At 46.6% G+C, this 25763-nt stretch carries 20 protein-coding genes and 1 riboswitch; of the genes, 9 read left to right on the top strand and 11 right to left on the bottom strand.

Annotated features, from left to right (window positions below; translation table 11 throughout):
* Positions 1-14 precede the first annotated feature (14 nt).
* From AB4135_RS17340 to ubiK, 3 genes are all read left to right on the top strand, one after another.
* On the top strand, positions 15-1133 hold the full coding sequence (locus AB4135_RS17340; protein ID WP_371994722.1) for an efflux RND transporter periplasmic adaptor subunit: 1119 nt from the start codon (positions 15-17) through the stop codon (positions 1131-1133).
* Between the two features lie 14 nt (positions 1134-1147).
* A complete protein-coding gene (locus AB4135_RS17335) occupies positions 1148-4228 on the top strand; it encodes a multidrug efflux RND transporter permease subunit (RefSeq protein WP_371994721.1) in 3081 nt (1026 codons plus the stop codon).
* A 175-nt stretch (positions 4229-4403) separates the two neighbouring features.
* A complete protein-coding gene (gene ubiK / locus AB4135_RS17330; protein WP_248974853.1) occupies positions 4404-4658 on the top strand; it encodes a ubiquinone biosynthesis accessory factor UbiK in 255 nt (84 codons plus the stop codon).
* 62 nt (positions 4659-4720) lie between these two features.
* On the opposite strand, the gene AB4135_RS17325 is transcribed toward ubiK, so the two are convergent.
* The gene (locus AB4135_RS17325; RefSeq protein ID WP_371994720.1) at positions 4721-5572 is read right to left on the bottom strand and encodes a DUF417 family protein; all 852 of its coding nucleotides are present in this window, start codon (positions 5570-5572) and stop codon (positions 4721-4723) included.
* A 207-nt stretch (positions 5573-5779) separates the two neighbouring features.
* On the opposite strand from AB4135_RS17325, the gene AB4135_RS17320 reads away from it, so the two are divergent.
* The 3 genes from AB4135_RS17320 to AB4135_RS17310 all read left to right on the top strand — a co-directional run bounded on the left by AB4135_RS17320 (position 5780) and on the right by AB4135_RS17310 (position 8773).
* Positions 5780-6562, top strand: a complete 783-nt coding sequence (locus tag AB4135_RS17320) for a phosphatase PAP2 family protein (RefSeq protein WP_371994719.1) — start codon at positions 5780-5782, stop codon at positions 6560-6562.
* Between the two features lie 81 nt (positions 6563-6643).
* Positions 6644-7129: an Lrp/AsnC family transcriptional regulator gene (locus AB4135_RS17315; protein ID WP_371994718.1), complete on the top strand. Its 486-nt coding sequence runs from the start codon at positions 6644-6646 to the stop codon at positions 7127-7129.
* 285 nt (positions 7130-7414) lie between these two features.
* Positions 7415-8773: a sodium-dependent transporter gene (locus AB4135_RS17310; protein WP_371994717.1), complete on the top strand. Its 1359-nt coding sequence runs from the start codon at positions 7415-7417 to the stop codon at positions 8771-8773.
* A 538-nt stretch (positions 8774-9311) separates the two neighbouring features.
* On the opposite strand, the gene AB4135_RS17305 is transcribed toward AB4135_RS17310, so the two are convergent.
* From AB4135_RS17305 to ilvC, 7 genes are all read right to left on the bottom strand, one after another.
* Complete coding sequence (locus AB4135_RS17305; RefSeq protein ID WP_371994716.1) at positions 9312-10457, bottom strand: alanine--glyoxylate aminotransferase family protein; 1146 nt, start codon at positions 10455-10457, stop codon at positions 9312-9314.
* A gap of 291 nt (positions 10458-10748) precedes the next feature.
* Positions 10749-12299 (bottom strand): threonine ammonia-lyase, biosynthetic, encoded by a 1551-nt coding sequence (gene ilvA / locus AB4135_RS17300; protein ID WP_371994715.1) that lies wholly within the window; start codon positions 12297-12299, stop codon positions 10749-10751.
* Between the two features lie 13 nt (positions 12300-12312).
* Positions 12313-14160 (bottom strand): dihydroxy-acid dehydratase, encoded by a 1848-nt coding sequence (ilvD, locus tag AB4135_RS17295; protein WP_371994714.1) that lies wholly within the window; start codon positions 14158-14160, stop codon positions 12313-12315.
* Between the two features lie 225 nt (positions 14161-14385).
* On the bottom strand, positions 14386-15315 hold the full coding sequence (locus AB4135_RS17290; RefSeq protein WP_371994713.1) for a branched-chain amino acid transaminase: 930 nt from the start codon (positions 15313-15315) through the stop codon (positions 14386-14388).
* 4 nt (positions 15316-15319) lie between these two features.
* Complete coding sequence (gene ilvM, locus AB4135_RS17285; protein WP_371994712.1) at positions 15320-15586, bottom strand: acetolactate synthase 2 small subunit; 267 nt, start codon at positions 15584-15586, stop codon at positions 15320-15322.
* Positions 15583-17256, bottom strand: a complete 1674-nt coding sequence (gene ilvG / locus AB4135_RS17280) for an acetolactate synthase 2 catalytic subunit (RefSeq protein ID WP_371994711.1) — start codon at positions 17254-17256, stop codon at positions 15583-15585. Before ilvG ends, ilvM begins: the two co-directional genes overlap by 4 nt.
* Before the next feature lie 542 nt (positions 17257-17798).
* Complete coding sequence (gene ilvC / locus AB4135_RS17275; protein ID WP_371994710.1) at positions 17799-19280, bottom strand: ketol-acid reductoisomerase; 1482 nt, start codon at positions 19278-19280, stop codon at positions 17799-17801.
* A gap of 202 nt (positions 19281-19482) precedes the next feature.
* On the opposite strand from ilvC, the gene ilvY reads away from it, so the two are divergent.
* The gene (gene ilvY, locus AB4135_RS17270; RefSeq protein ID WP_371994709.1) at positions 19483-20355 is read left to right on the top strand and encodes an HTH-type transcriptional activator IlvY; all 873 of its coding nucleotides are present in this window, start codon (positions 19483-19485) and stop codon (positions 20353-20355) included.
* Here ilvY and AB4135_RS17265 read toward each other — a convergent pair.
* The 3 genes from AB4135_RS17265 to AB4135_RS17255 form a co-directional block, all read right to left on the bottom strand.
* Positions 20348-21304, bottom strand: coding sequence for a LysR family transcriptional regulator (locus AB4135_RS17265; RefSeq protein ID WP_371994708.1), 957 nt, complete (start codon positions 21302-21304; stop codon positions 20348-20350). The genes ilvY and AB4135_RS17265 overlap by 8 nt on opposite strands.
* Before the next feature lie 90 nt (positions 21305-21394).
* Positions 21395-22189 carry a DUF4824 family protein gene (locus AB4135_RS17260; RefSeq protein ID WP_371994707.1) on the bottom strand — a complete coding sequence of 265 codons (795 nt, stop codon included), beginning with the start codon at positions 22187-22189 and terminating at the stop codon, positions 21395-21397.
* Positions 22186-23274 (bottom strand): DUF2157 domain-containing protein, encoded by a 1089-nt coding sequence (locus AB4135_RS17255; protein WP_371994706.1) that lies wholly within the window; start codon positions 23272-23274, stop codon positions 22186-22188. Before AB4135_RS17255 ends, AB4135_RS17260 begins: the two co-directional genes overlap by 4 nt.
* A gap of 181 nt (positions 23275-23455) precedes the next feature.
* Positions 23456-23520: riboswitch (Fluoride riboswitch) on the top strand.
* A gap of 116 nt (positions 23521-23636) precedes the next feature.
* Here AB4135_RS17255 and AB4135_RS17250 point away from each other — a divergent pair.
* Both AB4135_RS17250 and AB4135_RS17245 read left to right on the top strand, forming a co-directional pair.
* On the top strand, positions 23637-24329 hold the full coding sequence (locus AB4135_RS17250; RefSeq protein WP_371994705.1) for an iron-sulfur cluster assembly scaffold protein: 693 nt from the start codon (positions 23637-23639) through the stop codon (positions 24327-24329).
* Between the two features lie 14 nt (positions 24330-24343).
* Complete coding sequence (locus AB4135_RS17245; RefSeq protein WP_371994704.1) at positions 24344-25330, top strand: GGGtGRT protein; 987 nt, start codon at positions 24344-24346, stop codon at positions 25328-25330.
* The last annotated feature ends 433 nt before the right edge of the window (positions 25331-25763 follow it).

The following is a 25763-nucleotide window of genomic DNA, read 5'->3' as shown; positions in this document are numbered from 1 at the left end:
GGAGCTGTCAGGACATGAAAAAATGGACCCTGGTAATGTTAGTTATCGCTGTGTTGGCATTTGGATCTGTCATCGGATTCAATCTATTTGTTAAAGGCAAGATTGCCGATGCGATTGCCAATATGCCGGAAGCTATTGCTCCGGTAACCGCAATGACTGTTGCGCCCGATTCATGGCAACCCACAATTAACGCCATTGGTTTTGTTGAGCCAAACCAAGGTGTCACCATCTCTAATGAATTGGCAGGCGTAGTATCTGCCATTAAATTTGAGAATGGTAGCGCTGTCGAGACCGGTCAGATGCTGATTGAGCTGGATTCAAAGGTAGAGAAAGCTAACTTAAAGAGTAAGCAGGTACAGCTACCTGCAGCAGAGGCTGACTTTAAACGCCTTAGCAAACTCTATAAGCAAAACTCAGTGTCTAAACAAGATCTTGATAACAGTGAATCAAAATACCTCGCGTTAGTGGCCGATAGCGAAAGCTTAAGCGCCACCATTGGCCGCCGCGAAATCAAAGCACCTTTCGCTGGTTTAGTCGGTATTCGAAATGTGAACTTAGGTGAATACCTGCAAACGGGTACAGAGATTGTGCGCCTAGAAGATATCAGTACCATGAAGATCCGTTTTACCATTCCTCAAACACAGCTGCCACGAATTGCTAAAGGGCAGTCTGTACATGTGTATGTTGATGCCTACCCCACAGAACCTTTTGAAGGGGTGATCTCTGCAATTGAACCTGCTGTTTTCTACCAAAGTGGATTGATTCAAGTGCAAGCACAAATTCCAAATACTGATTTAAAATTACGTAGCGGCATGTTTGCCAAAGTTGATATTCAGCTACCAGAGCTTACTGAACAAACCGTACTGCCACAAACAGCCATCAGCTTTACCCTTTACGGTAATTCGATTTATGTCATTGAGGACAAAGTTGAAGATGGTGAAACGATCAAGCGAGTTAAGCAGATCAACGTTAATGTGCTTGAGCGTGGTATCAACAATGCGCTTGTTACTGGCGACATTAAAGCCGGCGATATGATCGTGACTTCAGGCCAGGTGCGCTTGAGTAACGGCAGTAAGGTGAGTGTCAGCGACAATGATGCGCTAACGCCTCCAGCCACACTGCCACAGCTATAAGCGGAGATAGAGCTATGCGCTTTACTGACATTTTTATCCGCAGGCCCGTGCTGGCTGCATCCATTAGCTTTCTCATTCTGCTACTCGGCTTTTACTCACTTAATAGCATGCAGGTTCGAGAGTATCCAGAAATGACCAACACCGTAGTCACGGTAACTACCAGTTACTACGGTGCTGACTCTAACTTAATCCAAGGCTTTATCACTCAACCGCTTGAACAAGCGTTAGCCCAAGCTGACAACGTTGACTTTATGACCTCAGACAGTTTTCTGGGTAGCTCAAAAATCACTGTCTATATGAAGCTCAACACCGACCCCAACGGCGCCTTGGCAGATATCTTAGCCAAGGTAAATTCAGTGCGTTCACAACTGCCAAAAGAGGCGGAAGACCCAACAGTAGATATGTCGACGGGTTCGCAAACCTCGGTGCTGTATATCTCTTTTTTTAGCGACCAAATTAACTCAAGCCAAATTACCGACTACCTTGAACGTGTCGTTAAACCTGAGTTATTTACCATTGATGGTGTTGCTAAAGTAAACCTCTATGGCGGTATTAAATACGCTATGCGCATCTGGCTAGATCCAGCGCGCATGGGCGCCTTTAATCTATCTTCTACCGATGTCATGAATGTACTGCAAGCGAATAACTACCAATCGGCAGTGGGCCAAGCAAATAACACCTTCACCCTATTTAACGGCACCGCAGATACTCAAGTCGCGACTGTGGCAGAGCTAGAAAAACTGGTTGTTGGCAGTAAAGATGGTTTAGTTATCCGTCTCGGTGACATTGCTAATGTCAGCCTAGAAAAAAGTCACGACGTATACCGCGCGCTAGCCGATGGCCAAGAGGCGGTTGTCGTTGCCTTAGATGTTACACCAACGGCTAACCCACTGGTGGTGGCTGCAGATGCCCGCAATATGATGCCTGACATCACACGTAACTTGCCGGTGTCGATGAAAGCGCGTGTGTTGTACGATTCGTCACTAGCGATTGACGAGTCCATCAATGAAGTCATAAAAACCATTGGTGAAGCAGCACTAATTGTAATTGTGGTGATCACGCTATTTTTGGGCTCATTTAGAGCGGTGATCATTCCGATTGTCACCATTCCACTGTCACTCATTGGTGTGGCCGTCATCATGCAGATGTTCGGATTTACTCTTAACCTGATGACACTACTGGCAATGGTACTTGCCATTGGTCTTGTGGTGGATGATGCCATCGTAGTGGTGGAAAACGTCGACCGACATATCAAGCTAGGTGAAACACCTTTCAGAGCAGCAATTATCGGTACTCGAGAAATTGCAGTGCCAGTGATCTCAATGACCATTACCCTTGCAGCAGTGTATGCGCCAATCGCATTAATGGGCGGTATTACTGGCTCACTGTTTAAAGAGTTTGCCCTAACGCTCGCCGGAGCCGTATTTATCTCCGGTATTGTGGCGCTGACGCTATCACCGATGATGTGCTCTAAAATATTGAAAGCTCACTCACAGCCAAATCGATTTGAGCGAGGTGTTGAGCGCTTTCTCAATGGCTTAACCACGCGCTACAACCGTATGTTAACCGCAGTGCTAAACCATCGCCCTGTGATGGTAGCATTCGCAGTAATCGTGTTTGCATCACTACCGGTAATGTTCAGCTTTATTCCGTCAGAGCTGGCGCCTAATGAAGATAAAAGCGTGGTGATGATGATGGGTACTGCGCCATCAAGCGCTAACCTAGATTACATTCAATCTAATATGGCACTGGTTACCGACATGATCAGCGCTCAACCAGAAGCGGCGGCATCTCTTGCTTTTGTTGGTGTTCCTAATGCTAACCAAGCCTTTGGTATCGCGCCTTTAGTGCCTTGGAGTGAACGTGATAAGAGCCAAAAAGAGATGCAAAAATTGCTTGGTGACAAAGTTAAGACCGTGCCTGGAATGGCGGTTACTACCTTCCAAATGCCAGAGTTACCAGGCGCTTCTAGCGGATTACCTATCCAATTTGTAATAACCAGTTCAGCTTCGTTTGAGAGCCTATTCCAAATTGGTAGTGGTGTACTTGAAAAGGTGCAGCAAAGTCCACTATTTGTCTACTCAGAGATAAACCTTAAATTTGACTCCGGCACCATGAAAATCCATATCAAGCGTGACTTAGCCGGTACTTATGGCGTCACTATGCAAGATATTGGCATGACACTAACCACCATGATGAGTGATGGTTACGTCAATCGTATCAACCTTGATGGCCGCTCTTATGAGGTGATCCCGCAGGTAGATCGTAAATACCGTGCTAACCCTGAGTCACTTGATGGTTACTATGTTACCGCAGCAGATGGCCGCTCCATTCCGTTATCGAGCTTGGTCGATATAGAGATGATCTCAGAGCCGCGCTCGCTGCCACACTTTAACCAGATGAATGCGATAACAGTGGGCGGCGTTGCCACTCCAGGGGTCGCCATTGGTGATGCAATTGCCTTCTTGCAGAACATTGGCGATAACGAACTGCCTAAAGGTTACAGCTATGACTTCTTAGGTGAAGCACGTCAATATGTCACTGAAGGTTCAGCCCTGTATGCCACCTTTGCACTGGCATTGGCGATTATCTTCTTAGTGCTAGCCAGCCAGTTCGAAAGTCTTAGAGATCCATTAGTGATTTTAGTCTCGGTACCTCTGGCGATAAGTGGTGCATTAATCGCGCTAGGCTGGACCCATGTAATGGGGTTATCGTCGATGAACATCTACACTCAAGTCGGCTTGATCACCTTGGTGGGTCTTATCACTAAACACGGGATCTTAATGTGTGAAGTGGCGAAAGAGGAGCAACTGCATAATGGCTTAAGCAAAGTAGATGCTATTAAACATGCGGCAACCATACGTTTGCGTCCTATTTTGATGACCACTGCCGCAATGATCGCCGGCCTGATACCGCTACTATTTGCAGTAGGCGCTGGTGCGGTAGCACGCTTTAATATTGGACTTGTGATTGTATCGGGCTTAGCCATTGGTACCATTTTTACCCTGTTCGTATTGCCTGTTATCTATACCTACCTTGCCGAGAGACATGAACCTCTACCGGTATTTGATGAGGAATTGCAACCTCATACATAGCGTATTGCCAGCACAATCAAGACCCACGCTTATTTAGCTTAAAAACTAGATCTACGTGGGTCTTTTGTTTTAAGGGTTAGTCACCCGTCAACTTGACAGCGATTATTTTGGCAATCGCTAGCCCCTAAGGTACAATCAATACATATTGAAACAGGCACCTTAGCGGATACTAAAGATGATCAACCCAAAGAAAATCGAAGATGTAGCAAAGCAGCTTAGTGATAACCTACCTGCAGGACTCAAGCAGTTTGCCGGTGAGTTTGAAGAGCGTAGCAAGCAGGTTCTACAAAATCAGTTACAGAAGCTAGATGTCGTTTCTCGCGAAGAGTTTGAAGTACAGCAACATGTATTGATTAAAACCCGCGAAAAGCTAGAAGCACTGCAAGCTCAAGTCGATGCACTTGAAGCAAAGCTTAACGCTGAAGACTAGTTTTCAGTTACACAATAAAAAAGCACCTTCACAGGTGCTTTTTTATTGGCTCATTGACCAGCCTACGTCTTGATTGCATCATGCTTGGCAAACAAGATGACACAACAAGCCAGTAGTGCTAAATCTTTAACAATGAACTGACCACTGCCCGTGAGTACTGGAAAGCCTAAGCTGGTCTCATAGCCCGGCAAAGTGATAACAAAAGTCTGCGTTGCCGCAAACGTCAGTGCCGCGATATTCAAACCAAAAACATAAGCTTTACCAGACCAAGGTGCCAGTAAAATACCTATCACTGCCAACAGTTCAACCACGCCGATAAAGTAGGATCCATGCAATACGCTAAACAGTGAATAGATCCAGCTAAATAGCGGACTAGTACTCATCAATCCTTCAATACCGTCAGCCTCTATTTGAGTGAACTTCATGCCGCCAATCCACACCATGACCAGTAAAATCCCAGCCAACGCTAACTTAACCGCCAGCTTATTAATCCTTGTATGACCGCTATAGTGAGAAGCGATAAATAGCGATACAGCAACTACTCCTAAGTACTTTATTAACCCCTGCCCAGCGCCAATGGCGGGAAAGCCCCCTAAGGCATCAATCCAAACAGGGTGGGTGAACATCATCAACAACGGCACCGTTGCCAAGCCCGCATAAACATAGATGATAATCTGGCTCCAACGATAACTTGGCACAATAAGCGCAGCTAAAGTGACAAGCTGCATAACGCCTAATACAGCAGACAACCAAGGAAGATCAGGCAAGTTAACAGCCTGCAGTTGTTTAGCAAAATAACTAACATCGTCAGCAGTGAAGCGAGTTACCGCGGTAAGTAGCAAAAAACTACCCAATAACCAACGCGATATAAATACGCTGTTGGCAACAACTATGGATTTAAGCGACGTAAACATTAAGCGGTTCCTATTCTCATTCAATACTGGTTTCAGCAATAGACCTGCACTTTGCCAAAAGCCTTTCAAACATTTTGCACTTCAGTTAAACAAGATTAATTTACACTTCATGCTGTTGGGCTAGCATAGTGCGCTATCAAGGATTAATCTTGCCGTGCTCAAACCTACATGACTGCACCGCCACCATCTTGCTTATCGAGGCTGCTATTGAACCGTTTACACCGAAACATTAAAGCCAGTACCAAACTCATGTTGATTGGCTGGTGCGTATTACTGGCTATCCCCGCGTGCTTATATGCGTTTTCAGTAACCATGTTCCCTCGTATTGAACTTGATGCAGCTTTCGCACAACTACTTTACTGGATAACCAGCACAGGCACTGCACCGTACGGTATAGCCACCGGTATTGTTATTCTTATCGCTTGTTACCAATCACTAAACAGAGCCGAATTTTTAAGGCTTGTAATGGCGGTTTCCATCGCCATGGCAACCACGTTAAGTTTGAATCATTTCCTCAAGCCATACTTTGCCGAACCTAGACCCAATGCCGCACTGATGGCGCAAGAGTCACTGCTTAATACCAATGAGTTTTATCAACATAACAAGGCCGACAAGCGTGAGTTGTTAACTAAATCCATTGAGCAGCTCGAACTTAGCCGCAGTGATATCAACCTAAGCCCTGCAATCAAAGGCCATTGGCAGCACGAAGTGGGTTACGCTTTCCCTTCAGGTCACACGCTTTTCGCGGTCACGCTGGCACTCGTTGTTAGCTTTTATCTGCTGTTGGCCGGGCACACTTTATTGCCATTGCTGCTATTGAGTTGGGCTATCAGCATGGGGTTAAGTCGCATGTGGTTAGGCATGCACTGGTCACAAGATGTACTTGCGTCAACAGTCATTGGTGGCCTAATCGCATTGACTAGTATTGCCGTGATACAAAAGGTCATATTAAGTAGGCTCTGGCTGCAGAAACTATCGACAAACAACTAGTGAAACAGCACAACACCTTGAACTTCAATAGAATTTAGGTATCCTCCCTAGGACATTACTTAAATTCTAAGAGAGATCCCAATGGCTGAGCTTCAACTAGACAAGATTGATCTGCATATTCTTAAGCTGGTGCAGCAACATGGAAAGTTGTCGAATCAAGAGCTAGCCGAAAAAGTGGGTCTCTCCCCTTCACCGTGTTCTCGCAGGGTAAAAGCACTGGAAGAAGCGGGCTATATAGCGGGTTATGCCACCTTGCTAAGTCCGGCACATTTTGACTTAGCATTAACTGCATATATCCACGTTCGCCTTGAAAAACACTCCAGCGAAACACTGGAAAACTTCGAAGCAACGGTCGCTTCATACGATGAAGTGCAAGAGTGCTGCCTGCTAACAGGTAGCGATGCCGATTACCAACTCAAAGTGCTAGTAAAAGATATGCCAGCATTCAAAGTATTCCTACTCGACAAACTAACCACCAATGAAAAAATCGCCGGTGTGCACTCAAGCTTTGTGCTAAAACAGGTTAAAAACCAAACTCAAATTCCATTACCTCAGTCTGCAGATTAACAAGTCTCAGTTAACAGCATTCTCCTCTGTTGCGACTATAATCTGTGGATTCGGTCGCACTTTGCTAACTAATTCAAAAATGATTAAATTGCGTAGCGCTGATGCCAAACATTTTTCAGCGCATAATAGTCTCGAAAAAACTGGCAATAGCAACTATAAATCTTAATTGAATGCCTTTTAAAGCGCTTTATTATCGTTACTTAAGTATTTACCGAATAGTTTTTGCGTTGACCTATTGAGTTAAAGCTCTATTATGCGCGCTCTTTCAATGGTTCGAGATTAGGTATGAGTACAGTAAAACAGGGGCACTTCAGTTCTAGAATTGGCTTCATCATGGCTGCAGCAGGCAGCGCAGTTGGTGTGGGTAATATCTGGGGATTTCCAACCCAAGCAGCCACCCACGGTGGCGGCGCATTTCTACTGGTATACCTTTTCCTGATCCTACTACTCGGCTACCCTATGCTATTAGCAGAATTGATGATAGGTCGCCATGGTCAAACAAACCCTGCTGACGCTATGGCCAAAGTTGCCACTAGCCCAATAGCTAAAAAAATCGGTAAATCCATCGGCTTTATCTCGATCATCACCGCCACGTTAATCTGTACCTTCTACAGTATTCTATCCGGCTGGTTTGTTAGCTTTGCGCTAGCACCTGTGGCGCAGGTCACTGGTCAGAGTGATATTGCAGCCTGGCTAATGGACTTCTCACTATCGCGCAACCTTGTATTTACGCTTATCTTTATCGCCATGGTAATTTTGGTGATCCGCCAAGGCGTACAGCAAGGGATTGAGCGCTGGTCAAAACGCCTTATGCCGATGCTACTAATCATCTTAGTTGCGGGCGTAGGTTATATTTTAACTCAGCCTGGAGCCATGCAAGGTCTTGAAGTACTGCTGGTTCCTGACTTTAGCCGCATCTTTGAGGCCGAGGTATTAGTTGGCGCCCTAGGACAAACCTTCTTCTCACTCACCATAGGAACCGGTGCCATGATGGTTTACGGCGCTTATTTGAGTCAAAAGGAAGATCTAGGCAAACTGACCGCTTATGTCACCTTAACCGATACCAGTGTCGCCTTTCTCGCGGCATTAATGGTGATACCTGCCATGTATGTTGCTCAACATAATGGTGTGCACATTTTTGCAGAAGACGGCAGTCTGCTCAATTCAGACACCTTAGTGTTTACTGTATTGCCAGCACTTTTTGAGACCTTAGGCGGCGTCAGTCAATACTTACTCGCTATCATCTTTTTCATGTTAATGACTATCGCAGGACTTACCTCAGCTATCTCGATTGTTGAAGTTCCTACCAGTTATATTGTTGAGAAGACTAACTTAAGTCGCGACAAAGCCACTTTACTTGTTGGCGCAGTCATTGCGATTTTATCTATGGTGGTGGTATTTAACTTCAGCGCGCTGTTTGGCTTTATGATCACCATGACCACTGAGCGAGCTCAACCCTTGATCGCCTTAGGCATTGCTATCTTCTTGGGCTGGGTGTGGAACCGCAATAAGTTAATCAGTTCCATTGCTGCCCAGGATGACGTTAAAGCCGACAGCTTGTTCTGGAAGCTATGGCCAGTGTATGTGAAGTTTGTTTGCCCGCTATTGATTATCGTGATTATCATGCAGTTGTTTAGCAAATAACGATTGCGCATTGTTTCAATGGTTCCCCGCTATATGCGGGGATTTTTGTTTGCCGATACTATGGAGTTCATAAAGCTAGATTCTTTAGCGCTGTTAAAAGGTGAAATGATGAGCCACTTTGATATAAGCTAGATACCTATACGGGCATTATGTTTAGCAAAGGCTTAGTAAATGGAAATGACATTCATATATCTATTAATCATTCTTAGCGTGTTGTTCATTCTAAATAGTATTGCCACTTATATTGTTTGGAATACCCATTTTGAAGTTAAACAAAGGCGAATATATCAAACTCTATTCATATGGTTAGTGCCGATAATTGGGGCTACTATGGCTATTTATATCAATCGAGAAGACTACTTCACTAAAAAGCAGCAAGCTCAAGTTGGTAATAACCCAAATATCACGGATTCCCAGGCAATCGGCTTCGGGAGTCACACCGGCGGTGGACGGTAATATCGACACATGAACAGGCCGCTCATTAATCCTGAGCGGCCTGTTATATTCTTGCTAGTTTAAGATGCAGCTGCAAACCTGTTTAAGCAGGCTGAACCAATACTTCATCCAAGGCTTTAATGCACAACGCGACGTTTTCACGGCGGGCGGCATAGCCCATCAAGCCGATTCGCCATGCTTTGCCAGCTAAGGCTCCAAGCCCTGCGCCAATCTCCAAATTGTAGTTTTCAAGTAGCTGTTTACGTACTTTGGCATCATCGATCCCTTCAGGAATATACACCGCATTTAGCTGCGGTAATCTATCCGCTTCAGCCACTACAAATTTAAGCCCAAGGCGCTGAAGACCATGGCGCAATACCTGATGCATATCCGCATGACGTTGCCATGCATGCTCTAGCCCTTCAAGCGACAACAAACGCAGCGATTCATGCAGCGCATACAGTGCATTTACTGGCGCAGTATGGTGATAGCTACGTTTACCGCCGCTCTCGCCCGTCCAGTAGCCCATCACCAGTGTTTGATCGAGGAACCAACTCTGCACTAGCGTCTTACGCGCTTTCATCTTGTCAACGGCTTTGGGTGAGAATGACACTGGTGACAAACCAGGTACACAAGAGAGACATTTCTGACTGCCAGAATAGATAGCATCAATGCCCCACTCATCAACTCTAAGCTCTACACCACCCAGTGAGGTGACGGCATCCACAATCGATAAACAACCGTGCTGCTTAGCTAGCGCACATAGAGCTTTAGCATCTGACAATGCACCTGTTGAGGTCTCTGCATGCACAAAGGCAAGGAATTTAGCATCTGGGTTTTCAGCTAATGCATTGGCAACATCATCGACAGAGACAGCTTCGCCCCACTCGTTATCGACCATTACCGCTACGCCGCCGACACGTTCGACGTTCTGGCGCATACGCTCACCGAACACACCATTGCGGCAGACAATCACTTTTTCGCCCGGCTCAACGAGATTCACGAAACAGGTTTCCATACCAGCACTGCCTGGCGCTGACACTGCTAATGTCATCTCATTTTTGGTTTGAAATGCATATTGGATCAGAGATTTTAGTTCATCCATCATGCCTACAAATAGTGGATCTAGATGACCAATAGTCGGCTTTGCCTGGGCTGCGAGTACCTCTGGGTAAACGTCTGAAGGCCCCGGTCCCATCAGCACTCTGCGCGGTGGATTAAACGGTTCGATATAGGGTGCTATTAACATTACATTTCCTTAGAAACAAATACTTTGCTGTAGTTAAGACTGAACTGCCGATTGATTTGTCCTAAACAAAAGCCTGTTGCTGGCTAGAGTATGGCTATCAATATTATTGTTATTTGGTATAAGACCATATTACAAAACAAGCAGTAAAACTATAGTCAAACAGTCTTAAGTGGCAGAATTAAGGGGATATTTGTCTACTCGAAAATGATTAAGCTGTGAATGAGGTTGATTAAGTCTTACCCAGTAGTAACACATATAAAAAAGGACGCTCATGCGTCCTTTCGTTGGTTATCAATCACGATTATCTAGAAACAGCTTATAAGCTGGACTGTTCGTTTCCTCTTGATAGATAAAGCCAAGCTCAGTCAAAAACTGCTGAAAAGCAAGGTTATCGCACTCAGGCACTTCAAAGCCAGCTAACACTCTGCCGTAAGCGGCACCATGATTGCGGTAATGGAATAAGCTGATATTCCATTTACTCTGCAAGGTGGTTAGAAACTTAAACAGAGCGCCAGGATGTTCGGGGAACTCAAAACTAAACAAGCGCTCCTCTAACGGCTCAGGCGGGTGACCGCCAACCATATAACGCACATGCAATTTAGCTGTTTCATCTTGCGACAGATCTTGCACCCCAAAACCTTCAGACTCAAGGTTAGCTATGATCTCATCAACTTCTGTTTGTCCCTCTGATAAACGAATACCAGCAAACACCACTGCTTTATCTCTGCTGCTAAAGCGATAGTTAAACTCTGTCATTGCTCGCTTACCCAGCAGCTCGCAAAAACGTAGGAAGATCCCCGGACGCTCTGGCACTTTAACCGCCAAAATAGCCTCTTTTTGCTCACCCAGTTCGCAACGCTCCGACACATAACGCAAACCATGAAAGTTAACGTTAGCACCGCTTAGAATCGCGGCAACCTTCTCGCCGCTACCATTATTGCCCACGTACTTTTTAAGGCCCGCCAGCGACAATGCCCCCGAAGGTTCGGCAATGGCGCGAGTATCCTCAAAAATATCTTTAACTGCGGCACAAATTTCATCTGAGGTAACCGTAATCACATCATCAACATATTCACGAGCGAGCCTGAAAGGTTCAGCGCCTATCTGCTTAACCGCAACGCCATCAGCAAATAGACCCACTTGTGGCAGCACCACACGTTCATCGGCATCGAGCGCCGCCTTTAAACATGCTGAGTCTTCGGGCTCTACACCGATGATTTTAACTTGGGGCATCACCGCTTTGTAATAGGCGGCAATCCCCGCGATTAAACCGCCGCCACCCACAGGCACAAACACCACTTCCAGATCACGCTGTTGCTGCACCATCTCTTGTGCCACCGTGCCTTGGCCGGCAATCACCGCTTCATCATCAAACGGTGCCACATACACCCGCCCTTCTGTCTTAGATAGGTTTTGTGCATAAGCATTAGCTTGATCAAACGCTTGGCCATGCAATACCACTTCGCCGCCTAAGCGCCTTACTGCATCAACTTTAATGTCGGGGGTGGTTTCAGGCATCACAATAACCGCGCTTATACCACGAGCGGCAGCTGACATGGCCACCCCTTGCGCGTGGTTACCCGCAGAGGCACACACCACTCCACACTCACACTCTTCTTTGCTCAGTTCGGCAATCTTATTGTAAGCGCCGCGCAGCTTAAAAGAGTGCACAGGCTGCAGATCTTCACGCTTTAAAAATACCTGACAACCTATACGTGCCGACAGCTTATTAAGGCTAGCAAGCGGGGTTACCTTCGCTACATCATAAACAGAAGACAGTAAGATCTTCTGTAAATAATAGTGGGCCAGATCCAGTTGTGATTGTGATGCTAACGCCAACATAAACTACCTCTTTTTAGCCCAGTTTACTGGTATCGCGCACTGCACCTTTATCGGCACTGGTGGCAAGTAACGCATAAGCTTTAAGTGCCATCGACACCTGTCTAACACGTCCAAGTGGCTTCCAAGCATCTTTGCCGAGTGCTTCCATCGCAGTGCGACGCGCAGCCAACTCAACATCACTAATAGCCAACTTGATAGAACGTGCAGGAATGTCTATCTCAATTCTGTCACCGGTTTTAACCAAGGCGATAGTGCCGCCCGCTGCCGCTTCTGGCGAAACGTGACCAATCGATAAACCTGACGTACCACCAGAGAAACGACCATCGGTAATCAGCGCACATTTAGTGCCTAAACCACGCGATTTAAGGTAGCTGGTTGGGTATAGCATCTCTTGCATACCAGGGCCGCCTTTCGGGCCTTCGTAACGAATAACCACTACGTCACCTTCTACGACTTCGCCACCTAAAATACCAGCAACGGCATCGTCTTGACTCTCATACACCCGAGCACTACCGATAAAGGTATGGTTTTCCTCTTCGACACCCGCTGTTTTTACAATACAACCATTGAGCGCGACGTTACCTGACAGAACGGCAAGGCCACCCTCTTGGCTGAAAGCAAATTCACGAGTACGGATACAGCCTGCTTCACGGTCGACATCAACGCTATCCCAGCGGCAACTTTGGCTAAAGGCTTTGGTGGTTGGAATTCCAGCAGGGCCAGCTGAGAAGAACTTATGTACCGCTGCATCTTTACTTTGGGCAATATCATATTTAGCCAATACTTCAGCCAAGTTACTACCAGCCACATGATAGGCGTCGTTATGTAACAGCCCAGCTCTATCAAGCTCGCCCAAAATACCCATCACGCCACCAGCCCGGTGTACATCTTCCATATGGTATTTTGGCGTCGAAGGTGCAACTTTACACAGATGCGGCACCAGACGAGACAAGCGATCAATATCGTCCATGGTGAAATCAACTTCAGCTTCAATTGCTGCTGCAATTAGATGCAGTACCGTGTTACTTGAACCGCCCATAGCGATATCAAGCGTCATGGCATTTTCAAACGCATTAAAGTTAGCGATGTTACGCGGCAGTGCAGACTCATCATCGTCACGGTAGTAACGAGTAGCCAAGTCCATAATGCGACGACCCGCTTCTAAGAACAGTTCGCGACGATCAGCATGAGTCGCGAGCATTGAGCCATTACCTGGCAGTGATAAACCAAGGGCTTCAGTTAAACAGTTCATTGAATTAGCGGTGAACATGCCAGAGCATGAGCCACATGTTGGACAAGCACTACGTTCAATCTGTTCACTGTCAGCATCTGATACGCGATCATCAGCGCCAGCGACCATGGCATCGACTAAATCGAGCTTGATAATCTTATCAGACAGCTTAGTCTTGCCCGCTTCCATCGGTCCGCCAGAGACAAAAATCACTGGAATATTCAGTCTTAAAGCAGCCATCAGCATGCCAGGAGTGATCTTGTCACAGTTAGAGATACATACCAGCGCATCGGCGCAGTGCGCATTAACCATGTACTCAACACTGTCAGCAATTAGCTCACGTGATGGCAGGCTGTAGAGCATACCACCATGCCCCATAGCGATACCGTCATCAACCGCAATGGTATTAAACTCTTTGGCGATACCGCCCGCTTCTTCAATTGCGCCCGCCACGAGTGAGCCCATATCTTTAAGATGAACATGACCCGGTACAAACTGGGTAAATGAGTTAGAGATAGCAATAATTGGCTTACCAAAGTCATTGTCTTTTACACCGGTAGCACGCCAAAGCGCACGCGCTCCCGCCATGTTACGACCTTCGGTACTGGTTGCTGAACGTAATTTTGGCATTGCTTTAATCCTTGTTTAGAGAAGGTTATAGGTGCAAAACACCTGATTGTTACCTTCTATTTTTCAATTCATTGGCCTGAGATATCGTTCTCAGTTTTTATGTTTGACGTTAATCTTTTTCAGCTTTGATGTAGGTCGGTATTTATGCCGACAAACTATCGAGCAACCCCTTTTGTCGACGGGCTGAAGCCCGACCTACAAAACAAAATTTATTGCGCGAAGCGGTTAGCTTTTTAAAGGCTCCAGCCAACCCCATTTATCTTCGGTCTCGCCATTGAATAGACCAAAGAAACTCTGCTGAATCTGCTTGGTGATCTCACCTCGTTTACCACAACCGACATCGATTCTATCAACGCTGCGCACTGGTACTAGCTCGGCCGCTGTACCAGTCATAAATATTTCGTCAGCCAAGTAAAGGAACTCACGCGACATGTTCTCCTCTACGACTTCAAAACCTTTATCACGCGCCAAGGTGATAATCGTATCGCGAGTTAATCCCATCAGAATAGCCGCTGTGGCCGGTGGTGTGTAGATCTTATTTTTCTTGATCACAAAAATATTGGCGCCAGCCGCTTCACTGACTAAACCATTGGTATCAAGTGCAATACCTTCATCAAAACCATTACGCTTAGCTTCGGTAGAAACCTGTAGCGATGACAAGTAGTTTCCACCCGCCTTAGCACCAGTGGGAATGGTATTTGGCGCTAAACGATTCCATGATGTAACCGCAACATCAACACCCGCGTCCATGCTATCTTCACCTAGATAAGCACCCCATGGGAAGCCCGCAATCATGACATCGCACTGAGCATCTTTGGGAGGCGTAATGCCCATTCCAACATCACCATAAAACGCCAGCGGTCGAATATAAGCACTGCTTAACCCGTTACCCAATACCGCATCGCTACATGCTTGCATCACTTCATCAAAGCTATATGGGATGGGCATACGGTAGATTTTGGCGGAATCAAATAAACGCTGCACATGTTCAGTTAAACGAAAACCTGCAGGCCCATTTGGCGTGTCGTAAACGCGGATCCCTTCAAATACTGATGTACCGTAATGCAGCGCATGAGACATGACATGAACCTTAGCATCACCCCAAGGCATCATTTCACCATTGAACCAGATTAACTCAGCTGTTTTAGCGGCCATATTCTTATCCCTTTGCAGATTCGGTTGTCATGTTTGTTTGACCTGCCAACACTTGGCAGTCAAGTACATCAATTAGTTTATTTATTTGATTAGTGAGTAACTCAATGGCTCGGTCACTCTGCAGCGACATATCGATGCTGCTGGTGTTATTGTCATTGAGCTGCATCACTAAATTGGTAATGTTAAAACCACGATGGCGGACGACACGTAACACGCGCTCTAACACTTCTGGTCGCTGCTGCACATTGATTGCGATTGCGTAATTGCTCATGTTTGCTTCTCCATCTCATCCATCATGTCTTGATTTGACGCACCCGGTGGTACTAACGGCCATACGTTGTGTGCATCATCTATCGATACATGCAATAAGAACGGCCCCTCACTGTTGAGCATTTCATCTAAGCCTGCTTCGACTTCGCTGGCTTGGGTAATGTTTCGACCTGGAATATCAAAGGCTGATGCCATTTTGACAAAATCAGGATTATCCGACAGATCCGTTTCGCTGTAACGCTCTTCAAAGAATAGCTGCTGCCACTGCTTAACCATGCCAAGTTTTTGGTTGTCCACCAGCAGTATTTTAACTGGCAAACGCTTACGTTTAATGGTGGTAAGCTCCTGCACATTCATCATGAATGAACCGTCACCCGACACCGCAACCACTGCCGCATTTGGACGAGCAACTTTAGCGCCAATCGCCGCAGGTAAACCAAAGCCCATAGTGCCAAGTCCGGCGCTTGAAAGATGATCTTCTGGGCGTCTAAAGTACATGTGCTGGGCAACCCACATTTGGTGCTGACCCACATCACAGGCAACGACGCTATCTTGTGGTAATTTTTGTGCCAAACGGTTCAGCATCGCGGGCGCATAAATAAGCTCACCTGGACGGTCGTAACGCCATTGATGCTGTACTTTTAATGCGGCGACTTCTGCTTGCCAATCCGCTATCTGCATTGGTTGGCTTAGTGCAGGTAGGATCTGGCGCAAATCGCCTGCTATTGCTACCTCAGGCATTCTCAATTTACCTAGCTCAGCGGCGTCAATATCTAGGTGCAGTACTTTGGCATTCTCAGCAAATGATGCTAAACGCCCAGTGACCCGATCATCAAAACGTGCACCAACAACAATCAACAAATCGCATTGCTGCACCGCCAAATTTGCCGCTTTTGAGCCATGCATACCAAGCATCCCCAAGTAACCTGGAGTCTCATAGCTGATAGCGCCAAGCCCTTTTAATGTCGCTACCGACGGAATACTGGTTGCCGCTATAAATTGTCTCAATGGCTCAACAGCACTGGCCATGCCGACCCCGCCGCCCACATACAGCATAGGCTGCTTAGATTCTGCCAGCAGTGCTTTTGCTGCATCTATTTGGCTAGGAGTATGTTCTGGTTCTGGCAGTGCTGCTTGCAATGGCGTCTTGTACTCCATCAACGCGATTTGAATATCTTTCGGGATATCAACCAATACAGGGCCTGGACGACCCGAAGCTGCAATTTCAAAGGCTTGATATAGCGTCGGCACTAGCTCTTCAACGCTAGTGACCATAAAGCTGTGTTTGGTGCAAGACAGTGACATACCGAGCACATCTATCTCTTGAAACGCATCAGTGCCGATAACGGCGGTTGAAACCTGACCTGTGATTGCCACGACAGGCACTGAATCGAGCAATGCATCTGCCAGTGAGGTGATAAGGTTGGTCGCTCCAGGGCCTGAGGTGGCAAAGCAAACTCCCGTTTTGCCACTTGCTCTGGCGTAGCCAACTGCGGCAAATGCTGCGCCTTGTTCGTGACGGCTTAACAGATGCTCTACCGGGCTACCATAGAGGGCATCGTAAATAGGCATAATAGCGCCACCAGGGTAACCAAACACTGTGGTCACGCCATGCGCGGCTATCGCTTTTATTACTGCGTCGGCGCCCCGTATCATCTGCCCTTGTTCCATCTGCTCTTGCTCCACTACTCAATGTTTCGATAACTCGGTTATTAATGACGACGCTCAATTATTTTGGTCGGCCCTTAAACGAAAAAACCCCCGTTCCTTTCGGAGCGGGGGTTGTTTGCAATCTTAAACCTAATTAGGTGTGTCGATTTAGCATGCGCTGCCCCCGCTGTGATTTAATAATCACCACGGTAATAATCACAATAATAATTTGGGCAGCTTGGTTAAACATACGCGACTTGTATTCCTAATAAGGTGTTTGCTTAAATTCGGTATCGGTCTTTATCAATCAGACCACCATTAAGATTTACCACAAAGCGAATAAAAAACACAATGAAAACTTTTGCATCATTAATAACATTCAAGCATTAGCCTCAAAGTTAGCGCTAGCAACTCGGTGTAATAATAACTGACTGCCGCCTCTCTTTATTGTCACTAAGGTGTTAATCGTTAATGTTTTATTGAAAACTTTATCTGTGCTCTTAATGGGAGATATTTAGGCCTTGCCTGCAACGATTAAAAGCCACAGGCAAGTCACAAATAAATTAGCCTTCTTCGACGATACGTTGCATTTCGGTCATATAACCACGAAGCTCTGCACCGATAAACTCAACGGCAGTACCGCGGATCTCTTCGTTAACTTCGATAAGACGCACGTTATCAACGCCATTGCCGCTATCTTTCAAGCCGCCACCAAGGAACTCAGGCGACATGTTGGCAACATAGTCACGTAACATTGGCACTGCAGCGTGATTAAATAGGTAACAACCGTACTCAGCAGTATCCGAGATAACCACGTTCATTTCGTACAGACGCTTACGCGCAATGGTGTTAGCAATTAGCGGCGTTTCATGCAGTGACTCATAGTAAGCTGACTCTTCAACGATACCAGCAGCAACCATAGTGTCGAACGCAAGCTCAACACCAGCTTTGATCATCGCAACTAAGAAGATGCCTTTGTCAAAGTAAGTCTGCTCGTCAATCTGCTCATCAGTTTGCGGCGCATTTTCGAAAGCAGTTTCGTTAGTTTCGCTGCGCCACTTCAGTAGGTTCGCATCATCGTTCGCCCAGTCTTCCATCATGGTTTTAGAGAACTCGCCACCGATGATGTCATCCATGTGCTTTTCAAATAGTGGACGAAGAATCGTTTTCAACTCTTCAGCCATCTCAAAAGCTTTGATTTTAGCTGGGTTAGACAGTCTATCCATCATGTGGGTAATACCGCCGTGCTTAAGCGCTTCGGTAGTGGTTTCCCAGCCTTGCTGAATAAGCTTAGCCGCATAGCCTGGCTCAACGCCGTCGGCAACCATTTTCTCGTAACCCAAAATGGCACCAGTTTGCAGCATGCCACAAAGAATAGTTTGCTCACCCATCAAGTCAGACTTAACTTCAGCGATGAAAGATGAGTGCAATACACCAGCACGGTCGCCACCGGTTGCGCTTGCATATGCCTTAGCAATATCGAAACCTTCGCCTTTAGGATCGTTTTCTGGGTGAACAGCAATCAGTGTTGGTACACCAAAGCCACGCTTGTACTCTTCGCGTACTTCAGTACCTGGGCACTTAGGTGCAACCATGATGACAGTGATATCTGGACGAACCTGCATACCCTCTTCAACAATGTTAAAGCCGTGCGAGTAAGACAATGTCGCACCTTGCTTCATCAATGGCATAACCGTGTTTACAGCGTTAGTGTGCTGCTTATCAGGTGTTAGGTTTAATACCAAATCAGCATCAGGAATTAGCTCTTCGATAGTGCCTACGCGGAAACCGTTGCCAGTTGCTTTCTGGTAAGATTCACGTTTCTCGTTAATCGCTTGCTCACGTAGTGCAAAAGAGATGTTCAAGCCTGAGTCACGCATGTTCAAACCTTGGTTTAAACCTTGTGCACCACAACCAAGGATGACAATATTCCAACCCTTGATATGATTACAGCCTTCACTGAACTCACTGCGATCCATAAAGCGGCATTGAGCCAGCTGTTCTAGTTGTTGACGCAAATTCAGAGAGTTAAAATAGTTAGCCATCTGATATACCACCTTGATTCTGGATATTTAAACGGGCTTGCTCAAGCGCGAGCTAAGCTGTGATTGAGATCACTATAGCGCAAGCTTTTCATTGCTTAAAATGATATATTCGGAACATGACGTTGCGTTTTGTGCAACATAGGTATTCGATGCCGACCTAACAGTTACTCACTGTGAATGCTACTGACAGAGGATGAAAAATTTGGATATTCGCACCATCAAACTCTATTTACATCTGTCTGATAGTTTGCATTTTGCTCGCACCGCCCAAGCGATGCATGTGAGTCCGTCAACACTGAGCCGGGCCATGCAAAGGTTGGAAGAAGAAGTGGGTGCCCAGCTATTTCAGCGTGATAATCGCAGTGTCACTTTAACCAGTGCCGGCATTGAATATCGCCACTTTGCCGAGCTGACACTCGACCATTGGAGCAAACTGAAAACCAAAATCGACCCTAAGCAAGACTTGCTCAGAGGACGGCTTAATCTATATTGCTCGGTCACCGCAGCTTATAGTCACCTACCCGGTTTGCTCGACCGCTTTAGGCGTGAACATCCATTAGTTGAAATCGCCCTAACCACAGGTGATGCCGCTAATGCGGTTAATGAAATTCGTAATAACCGCGCTGATATTGCGATTGCCGCGCTGCCAGATCCCTTTCCTGAAAATCTGCATTTTGCCAAAATAGACGACGTGCCATTGTCGATTATCGCACCGACTTTTCGCTGCCAAGTACAAGAGTTACTAACCGAATCTTACATCCCTTGGGACAGGCTACCCTTTATCGTGCCGGAGCATGGCCCCGGGCGTAAACGTATCGATAACTGGTTTAAAGCACTGGGTCTTACGCCTAATATCTATGCCCAAGTCTCTGGCCAAGAGGCGATAACCTCTATGGTGGCACTGGGGTGTGGCGTGAGCATTACCCCAGAAGTGGTGATTAATAACAGCCCAGTACGAGACCGCATTCAATTGCTGGCCTCGCCAATTGCTATCCCGCCGTTTGAGCTAGGTTGTTGCTGTAGAGAAAAGCGGGTGCAAGAACCCGTAATCAGTGCATTTTTAGAAGCTATCTAGCTGAGAGCTTGTCATCATTGCTTGAATGAGCACGCACACCATCAATCATTAGATTACGCAGCCAGCTATGACTTGGGTCTAAATTAAAGTGCTTGTGCCAAACCAGCACATAAGCGCCAGGTTCAACATGCACAGGCACATCCAGACAAACTAAATCATGGCCGGGTAGCATGTGCATCACGTATTTTTTCGGCGCGCATAAGATCAAATCACTGTGGTGACACAGATCTAAAGCACTATTAAAGTCTGTCATATTAACCGCAATATCACGCTGAAGATGCTCTAGTCGTAGTACATCATCCAGTAGCCAATGCTCCAAACCACCGAAGGTCACTTGCAGGTGACGATACTTTAAAAAGGTATCGAGATCCCAATGCTCGTTAAGTAGCGAATGTCCTTGCCGCACAAGACAAACTGGATAATCACGGATAAGCTCTGCGTAACCTAGCTCGTCGGGGAGGTTATTCATGTGCAGTAAAGAGCGCTTATCCCACTCACGGCAGATGATCCCTAGATCAATTTCGCAGCGCAACAGTTTATCCATACTGTCAGTCGCCCAAGTTTGGCTATTAATGCTCACCTGTGGCGCCTGATTGAGTAAAGTGGGTACAAAGTGCGGAAAGACTAATGAGTAAGATGTTTCAACTAAATGCATACGAAAGCGGCGCTGACTATCGGCAGGCTCAAAGCTATTAGGCCGGGTGAACTGGTCAAGTCGTTGTAATACTTCACGCAGTTCAGGCGCTAACTGCAGTGCCCTAGGGGTAGCTTTTAAGCCATAAGCGGTGCGCTCAAACAGTTGATCATCAAAGGTCTCTCGCAGCTTATTTAACTGCTTGCTCACCGCTGACTGACTCAAGTGTAATCTCGATGCAGCTGCTGTTACACTTTGCTCTTCAAGCAGTACCTCTAACACTCGCAATAAATTGAAATCTAGCTGTTTCACCAATTACCTTCTCACCCACTAACACTGACTTGGCCTATGATAGTTTTTTTCAGAGGTTAGTGGGTCAGTTTTTGTAAATTAAACTAAGCACCATTAGTCTGCCGTCACAGCAACTATCCACGGCTCTAAACGGCTGCCCCATTTCACTTCAACCCTATAGCGCGGTGCAGTAATATCTCGATAGCCCAATCTCGATAAGCCTTTAAGCGGCTTGGTATCAGCCAGCGGTACCATAATATGATTGACCAGCAATTGATTCAAAGACAAACCATAACTATCGCTATTTTGATGGTAATAAGGCTTAGTAAGCCCTTTGACAAAGATCATATTGTCTTGGCCTGCAAACTCCGTGGCAAGCGATTGATAGTCTGCAGCAGCTTTGACAAAAAACAACCTGCTATTGGTTAGCTTCTCTTTTTCCAAAAAGTCGAAAGCATCATCTTTTAAACGAGTATTATCTTCATTCGGCTGTGCATTATAAGTGGCGAGCGCTTTGTGGTAACGCTGTTCAGCCTTAACCACTTCAGCATCATGCAGAGCACCATCAAACTCCAGAGCCCAATATAGCGGTTGCGACTGCACGCCATAATAGCCTTCATCGGGTAATTCAAACCCGAGGGCTAGCACTTGCTCTTTGCTTAAACGGCTCTCTTTAGCATTGTAAGGCTGATAAGCCTCGTCCTCAGCCGAAGGGGAGCGCCATACAATCTGCAAAGACAACCCCGAGTTCTCTTGTTGCGCGCTACTGTTATAGGGAAGCTGCAACTCTCTTTCGGTTAAAGTGACTGCTGCAGCGACCTCATTCAGCCTGTTGTATGCCACGCCTGCAAGTGCCACAAGATTGCTGCCAATCAACAGCAACAACCCCATCCATAAGTACTTTTTCATAATGCGCCTCCTTGGCTAGGGTTATATAAACTACTTGAACGAATGCGCTTAAACACCATCAGCGCTAACAATGCAGACAAGCCCAGAATGAAGAAGAATATGTATTTCGGCATCCACTGCCACCACCAATCAAAGAACTTGGTATAGAGGAACAAGATAAAGAACACGTTGCCAGTATTCGTGACCGCCCCCCATTGGCGCTTAACCCCGAGCCAAATAGCAGCGGCTGAAATGACAAAGCCACTGACTTGGTAGACACCTTCAACGACTTCAGCGTCCCAATCTAAATAACTAATATCACCCCAATTCGATAAGATCAGCATTGGCAAGAACAGCATGATCATCGCCGTCACCCTATAGATGGACTCAAAGCCAGTGAACGCTCTTTGCGAGATAAACTGCGGCAAGATGAAGATAATCAAGCTGGGCACAAAAAAGTTCTCAGGTCTTTCACCAAAGCTTATCCAATACATGCCCGACCAACTGCCCAGTTTCATGGCAATAAAGCCACTGAGACTAACAATACCGAAGAACAGCAGTAAGCGCGCATTACAGGCGTAAGCTAATAAAAAGGCAAATGCAGACCAAACAGCAAACGCATTGGGCGACGGGGTAATATTAAAGATCTGCCCCAACATCGACAGATTAAGCACAAAGCAGGCAAGGCTGACCAACGCTGCTATCTTGGAGTAATAGGCACTCTGTTCAGCTTGTGCAAGCTTTAACGACAACATTAACAGTAACACCGGTGCCACCACTAAAATGGCGACTTGTAGTGGCGTGCTAATGTAACCCCAGAACTGGTAGAACAGAAAAAATAGACTGGTAGCCATTGCTAGCGCACCTAGCATTGAGGCGATTTTCATCCCTAACGATAATTGCTTTGAGCGATGATTAATATCAACATCAAAGCTAGCCGTTAAACCATTTAATAACTGCTGATGATAACGATCAAGCTCACTTTTCTGCTCAACTGATAACGTCACGACATCGTCACGCTCTAACTGTTGCAACTCTTGCTGAAACCCATGAACTTGATCAACGCGTTGCTGCGCATCAACGGCTGAAAGCGACTTTTCTTCCATGTTTAGTTCTCCTTAATCACTATTTATATTGCCGTAATCAAAGATAAATACAATAGAAAGCAGCAATCACACGCCTCTGCATCGATCCCATTGACTAAAAACAAAGATTGATCAAAATGCGACCACGGTCACTAATCCGCTTACTCGCGTCATCTATACTTTAGCGAAAGGTTGATTAGTCAACTTTGCAGGTGATGGAGTGCCACCGACTTAACCGCCAATTTGGCTGATGACTCCTACAGAATCGAAAACAGGTTAGCCTGAGATGACAACAATTATTGTCAGCGTATTTCTGTGGGACATGCCCAATCAGTCACTATCTCCGCTTTCTTGTTTTCCTAGCATCTAATTAGGAAAACACTATGCAATACTCTTCAGAAATTCAATCTATGTGCCCGATTCAGCGGGGCGATTTACATGCGTCAGCGCCAATCCCCATTGAAGGGTATATGCTCAATCCCAAGGATGTTATCGCCATTTCAGGCTTGAGTCATGGCGTGGGAGCCTGCGCGCCACAACAAGGCGCCGCTAAACTGACTTTAAACGTCAAACAAGGGATCATCGAAGAAGCGCTAATCGAAACCATCGGCTGCTCAGGCATGACCCATTCCGCCGCAATGGCCGCAGAAATCATCACCGGCAAGACCATACTCGAAGCACTTAATACCGACTTAGTGTGCGACGCCATTAACGTGGCGATGCGTGAGATCTTCCTGCAGTTTGTTTATGGCCGCACGCAATCGGCATTTTCAGAAGATGGCCTTGAGATAGGTGCTGCGCTGGAGGATTTAGGCAAAACCCAACGCAGCCAAGTCGGCACGAGCTACTCCACTAACGCCAAAGGTGTGCGCTATATGGAGTTAGCAGAAGGTTATGTCACTCAGATCGCACTCGACGGCGACGGTGAGGTTATTGGTTATCGCTACCTCAACTTAGGCAAAATGATGGCACTGATGAATGAGGGCACTGCGCCAGATACCGCCGCAACCGAAGCCACCGGCACTTATGGCCGTTTTAATGATGCCGTAACCACTGTCAACCCACGTCAAGCCTAATAGAGGAGCTAGCAATGAACACTCAAATCGAAACCTTACTTAATGAAATGCAACTAAGCTCTATTGCAGAGGCCAATGAATTTTGCCTGCAGCGCGGTATCGACGCTCCCCAAATGGTCTTAGACACTCAACCTATCGCCTTTGACAATGCTTGCGATGCCTACACGTTAGGTACCGCGTTAGCACTACATAGAGCCTTGGCGACCAAGGATAATTCAGCCACACTGGCTGCCAGCAACATTGGTGAGGCACTGCAGGCATTTTGTAAGACCGGTAGTGTCGCCGCCCAGCGCCAAGTAGGCTTAGGTCATGGCGCATTAGCGGCCAGATTGCTGAGCGAACAGACTCAATGTTTCTGCTTTTTAGCCGGACATGAATCTTTTGCCGCCGCCGAAGGCGCGATAAAAATTGCCCTCAACGCCAACAAATCTCGCCAGTCACCACTAACAGTCATTCTCAACGGCTTAGGCAAAGATGCCGCCTACCTCATATCACGTATTAATGGTTTTACCTATGTACGCACCCAATTTGATTACCAAACAGGTCAGCTGCATGAAGTGAATCGCAAACGCTTCTCCGACAGCCAGCGCGGTGAAATCTTATGCTTTGGCGCCGATGATGTACGTGAGGGCGTTGCCATCATGCATTATGCCGATGTGGACGTGAGCATTACCGGTAACTCCACTAACCCCACCCGCTTTCAGCATCCAGTCGCAGGTATTTATAAATCTGAGCGTATTAACCAAGCTAAGCCCTATTTCTCAGTTGCATCAGGCGGCGGCACAGGACGCACGTTACACCCAGATAATGTTGCCGCTGGCCCCGCCTCGTACGGTATGACCGACACCATGGGTCGGATGCACGCCGACGCGCAGTTTGCTGGTAGCTCATCAGTACCCGCCCATGTGGCGATGATGGGCTTTATCGGCATGGGTAATAACCCTATGGTCGGCGCAAGTGTGGCCTTGGCTGTTGCTGTAGAGCAACAGTTGCATTGCTAAGTATGGCTAACGCTTAGAGTTAGTATCTTTTGTCGGGTTTGTGGTATTCAATTGGGTTATTGGGATGACTTAACAAAGGTGGTTCCAATGGCTTTATTAAACGTTTACTGAATTAAATGTGATCTGATTTTTAATCTCAGGCGTATTGACCGATAAGTTTGCATTAGTGTGGTGTTATAACCCCAAATTAGCAGCGTCAGTTGCTAGCCACACTAATGATGGCTTACCAATCTCCAGATACCTTTCCCCTCGAGCCTCTGTTCGAGGGATTTTTTTGCCTCCCAGAAAGTAGTTGTGAGCGAGGTGATTATAAAGCTGCATCAGGTGCAGTGGCTCCAATGGCCTGCGGTCAGTGCATGTGCAGATACTGCTGAGGCACGCTGTACGCCATCCATGGCCGCTCTGCTGTTTCATCCCTGAAACCGAAGGCCTC

The sequence above is a fragment of the Shewanella sp. 10N.286.54.B9 genome (genome assembly GCF_041468565.1).
Lineage (GTDB): Bacteria > Pseudomonadota > Gammaproteobacteria > Enterobacterales > Shewanellaceae > Shewanella.
The sequence above is the reverse complement of the archived record's forward strand: the minus strand, read 5'-3'. Positions and strand labels throughout refer to the sequence as shown.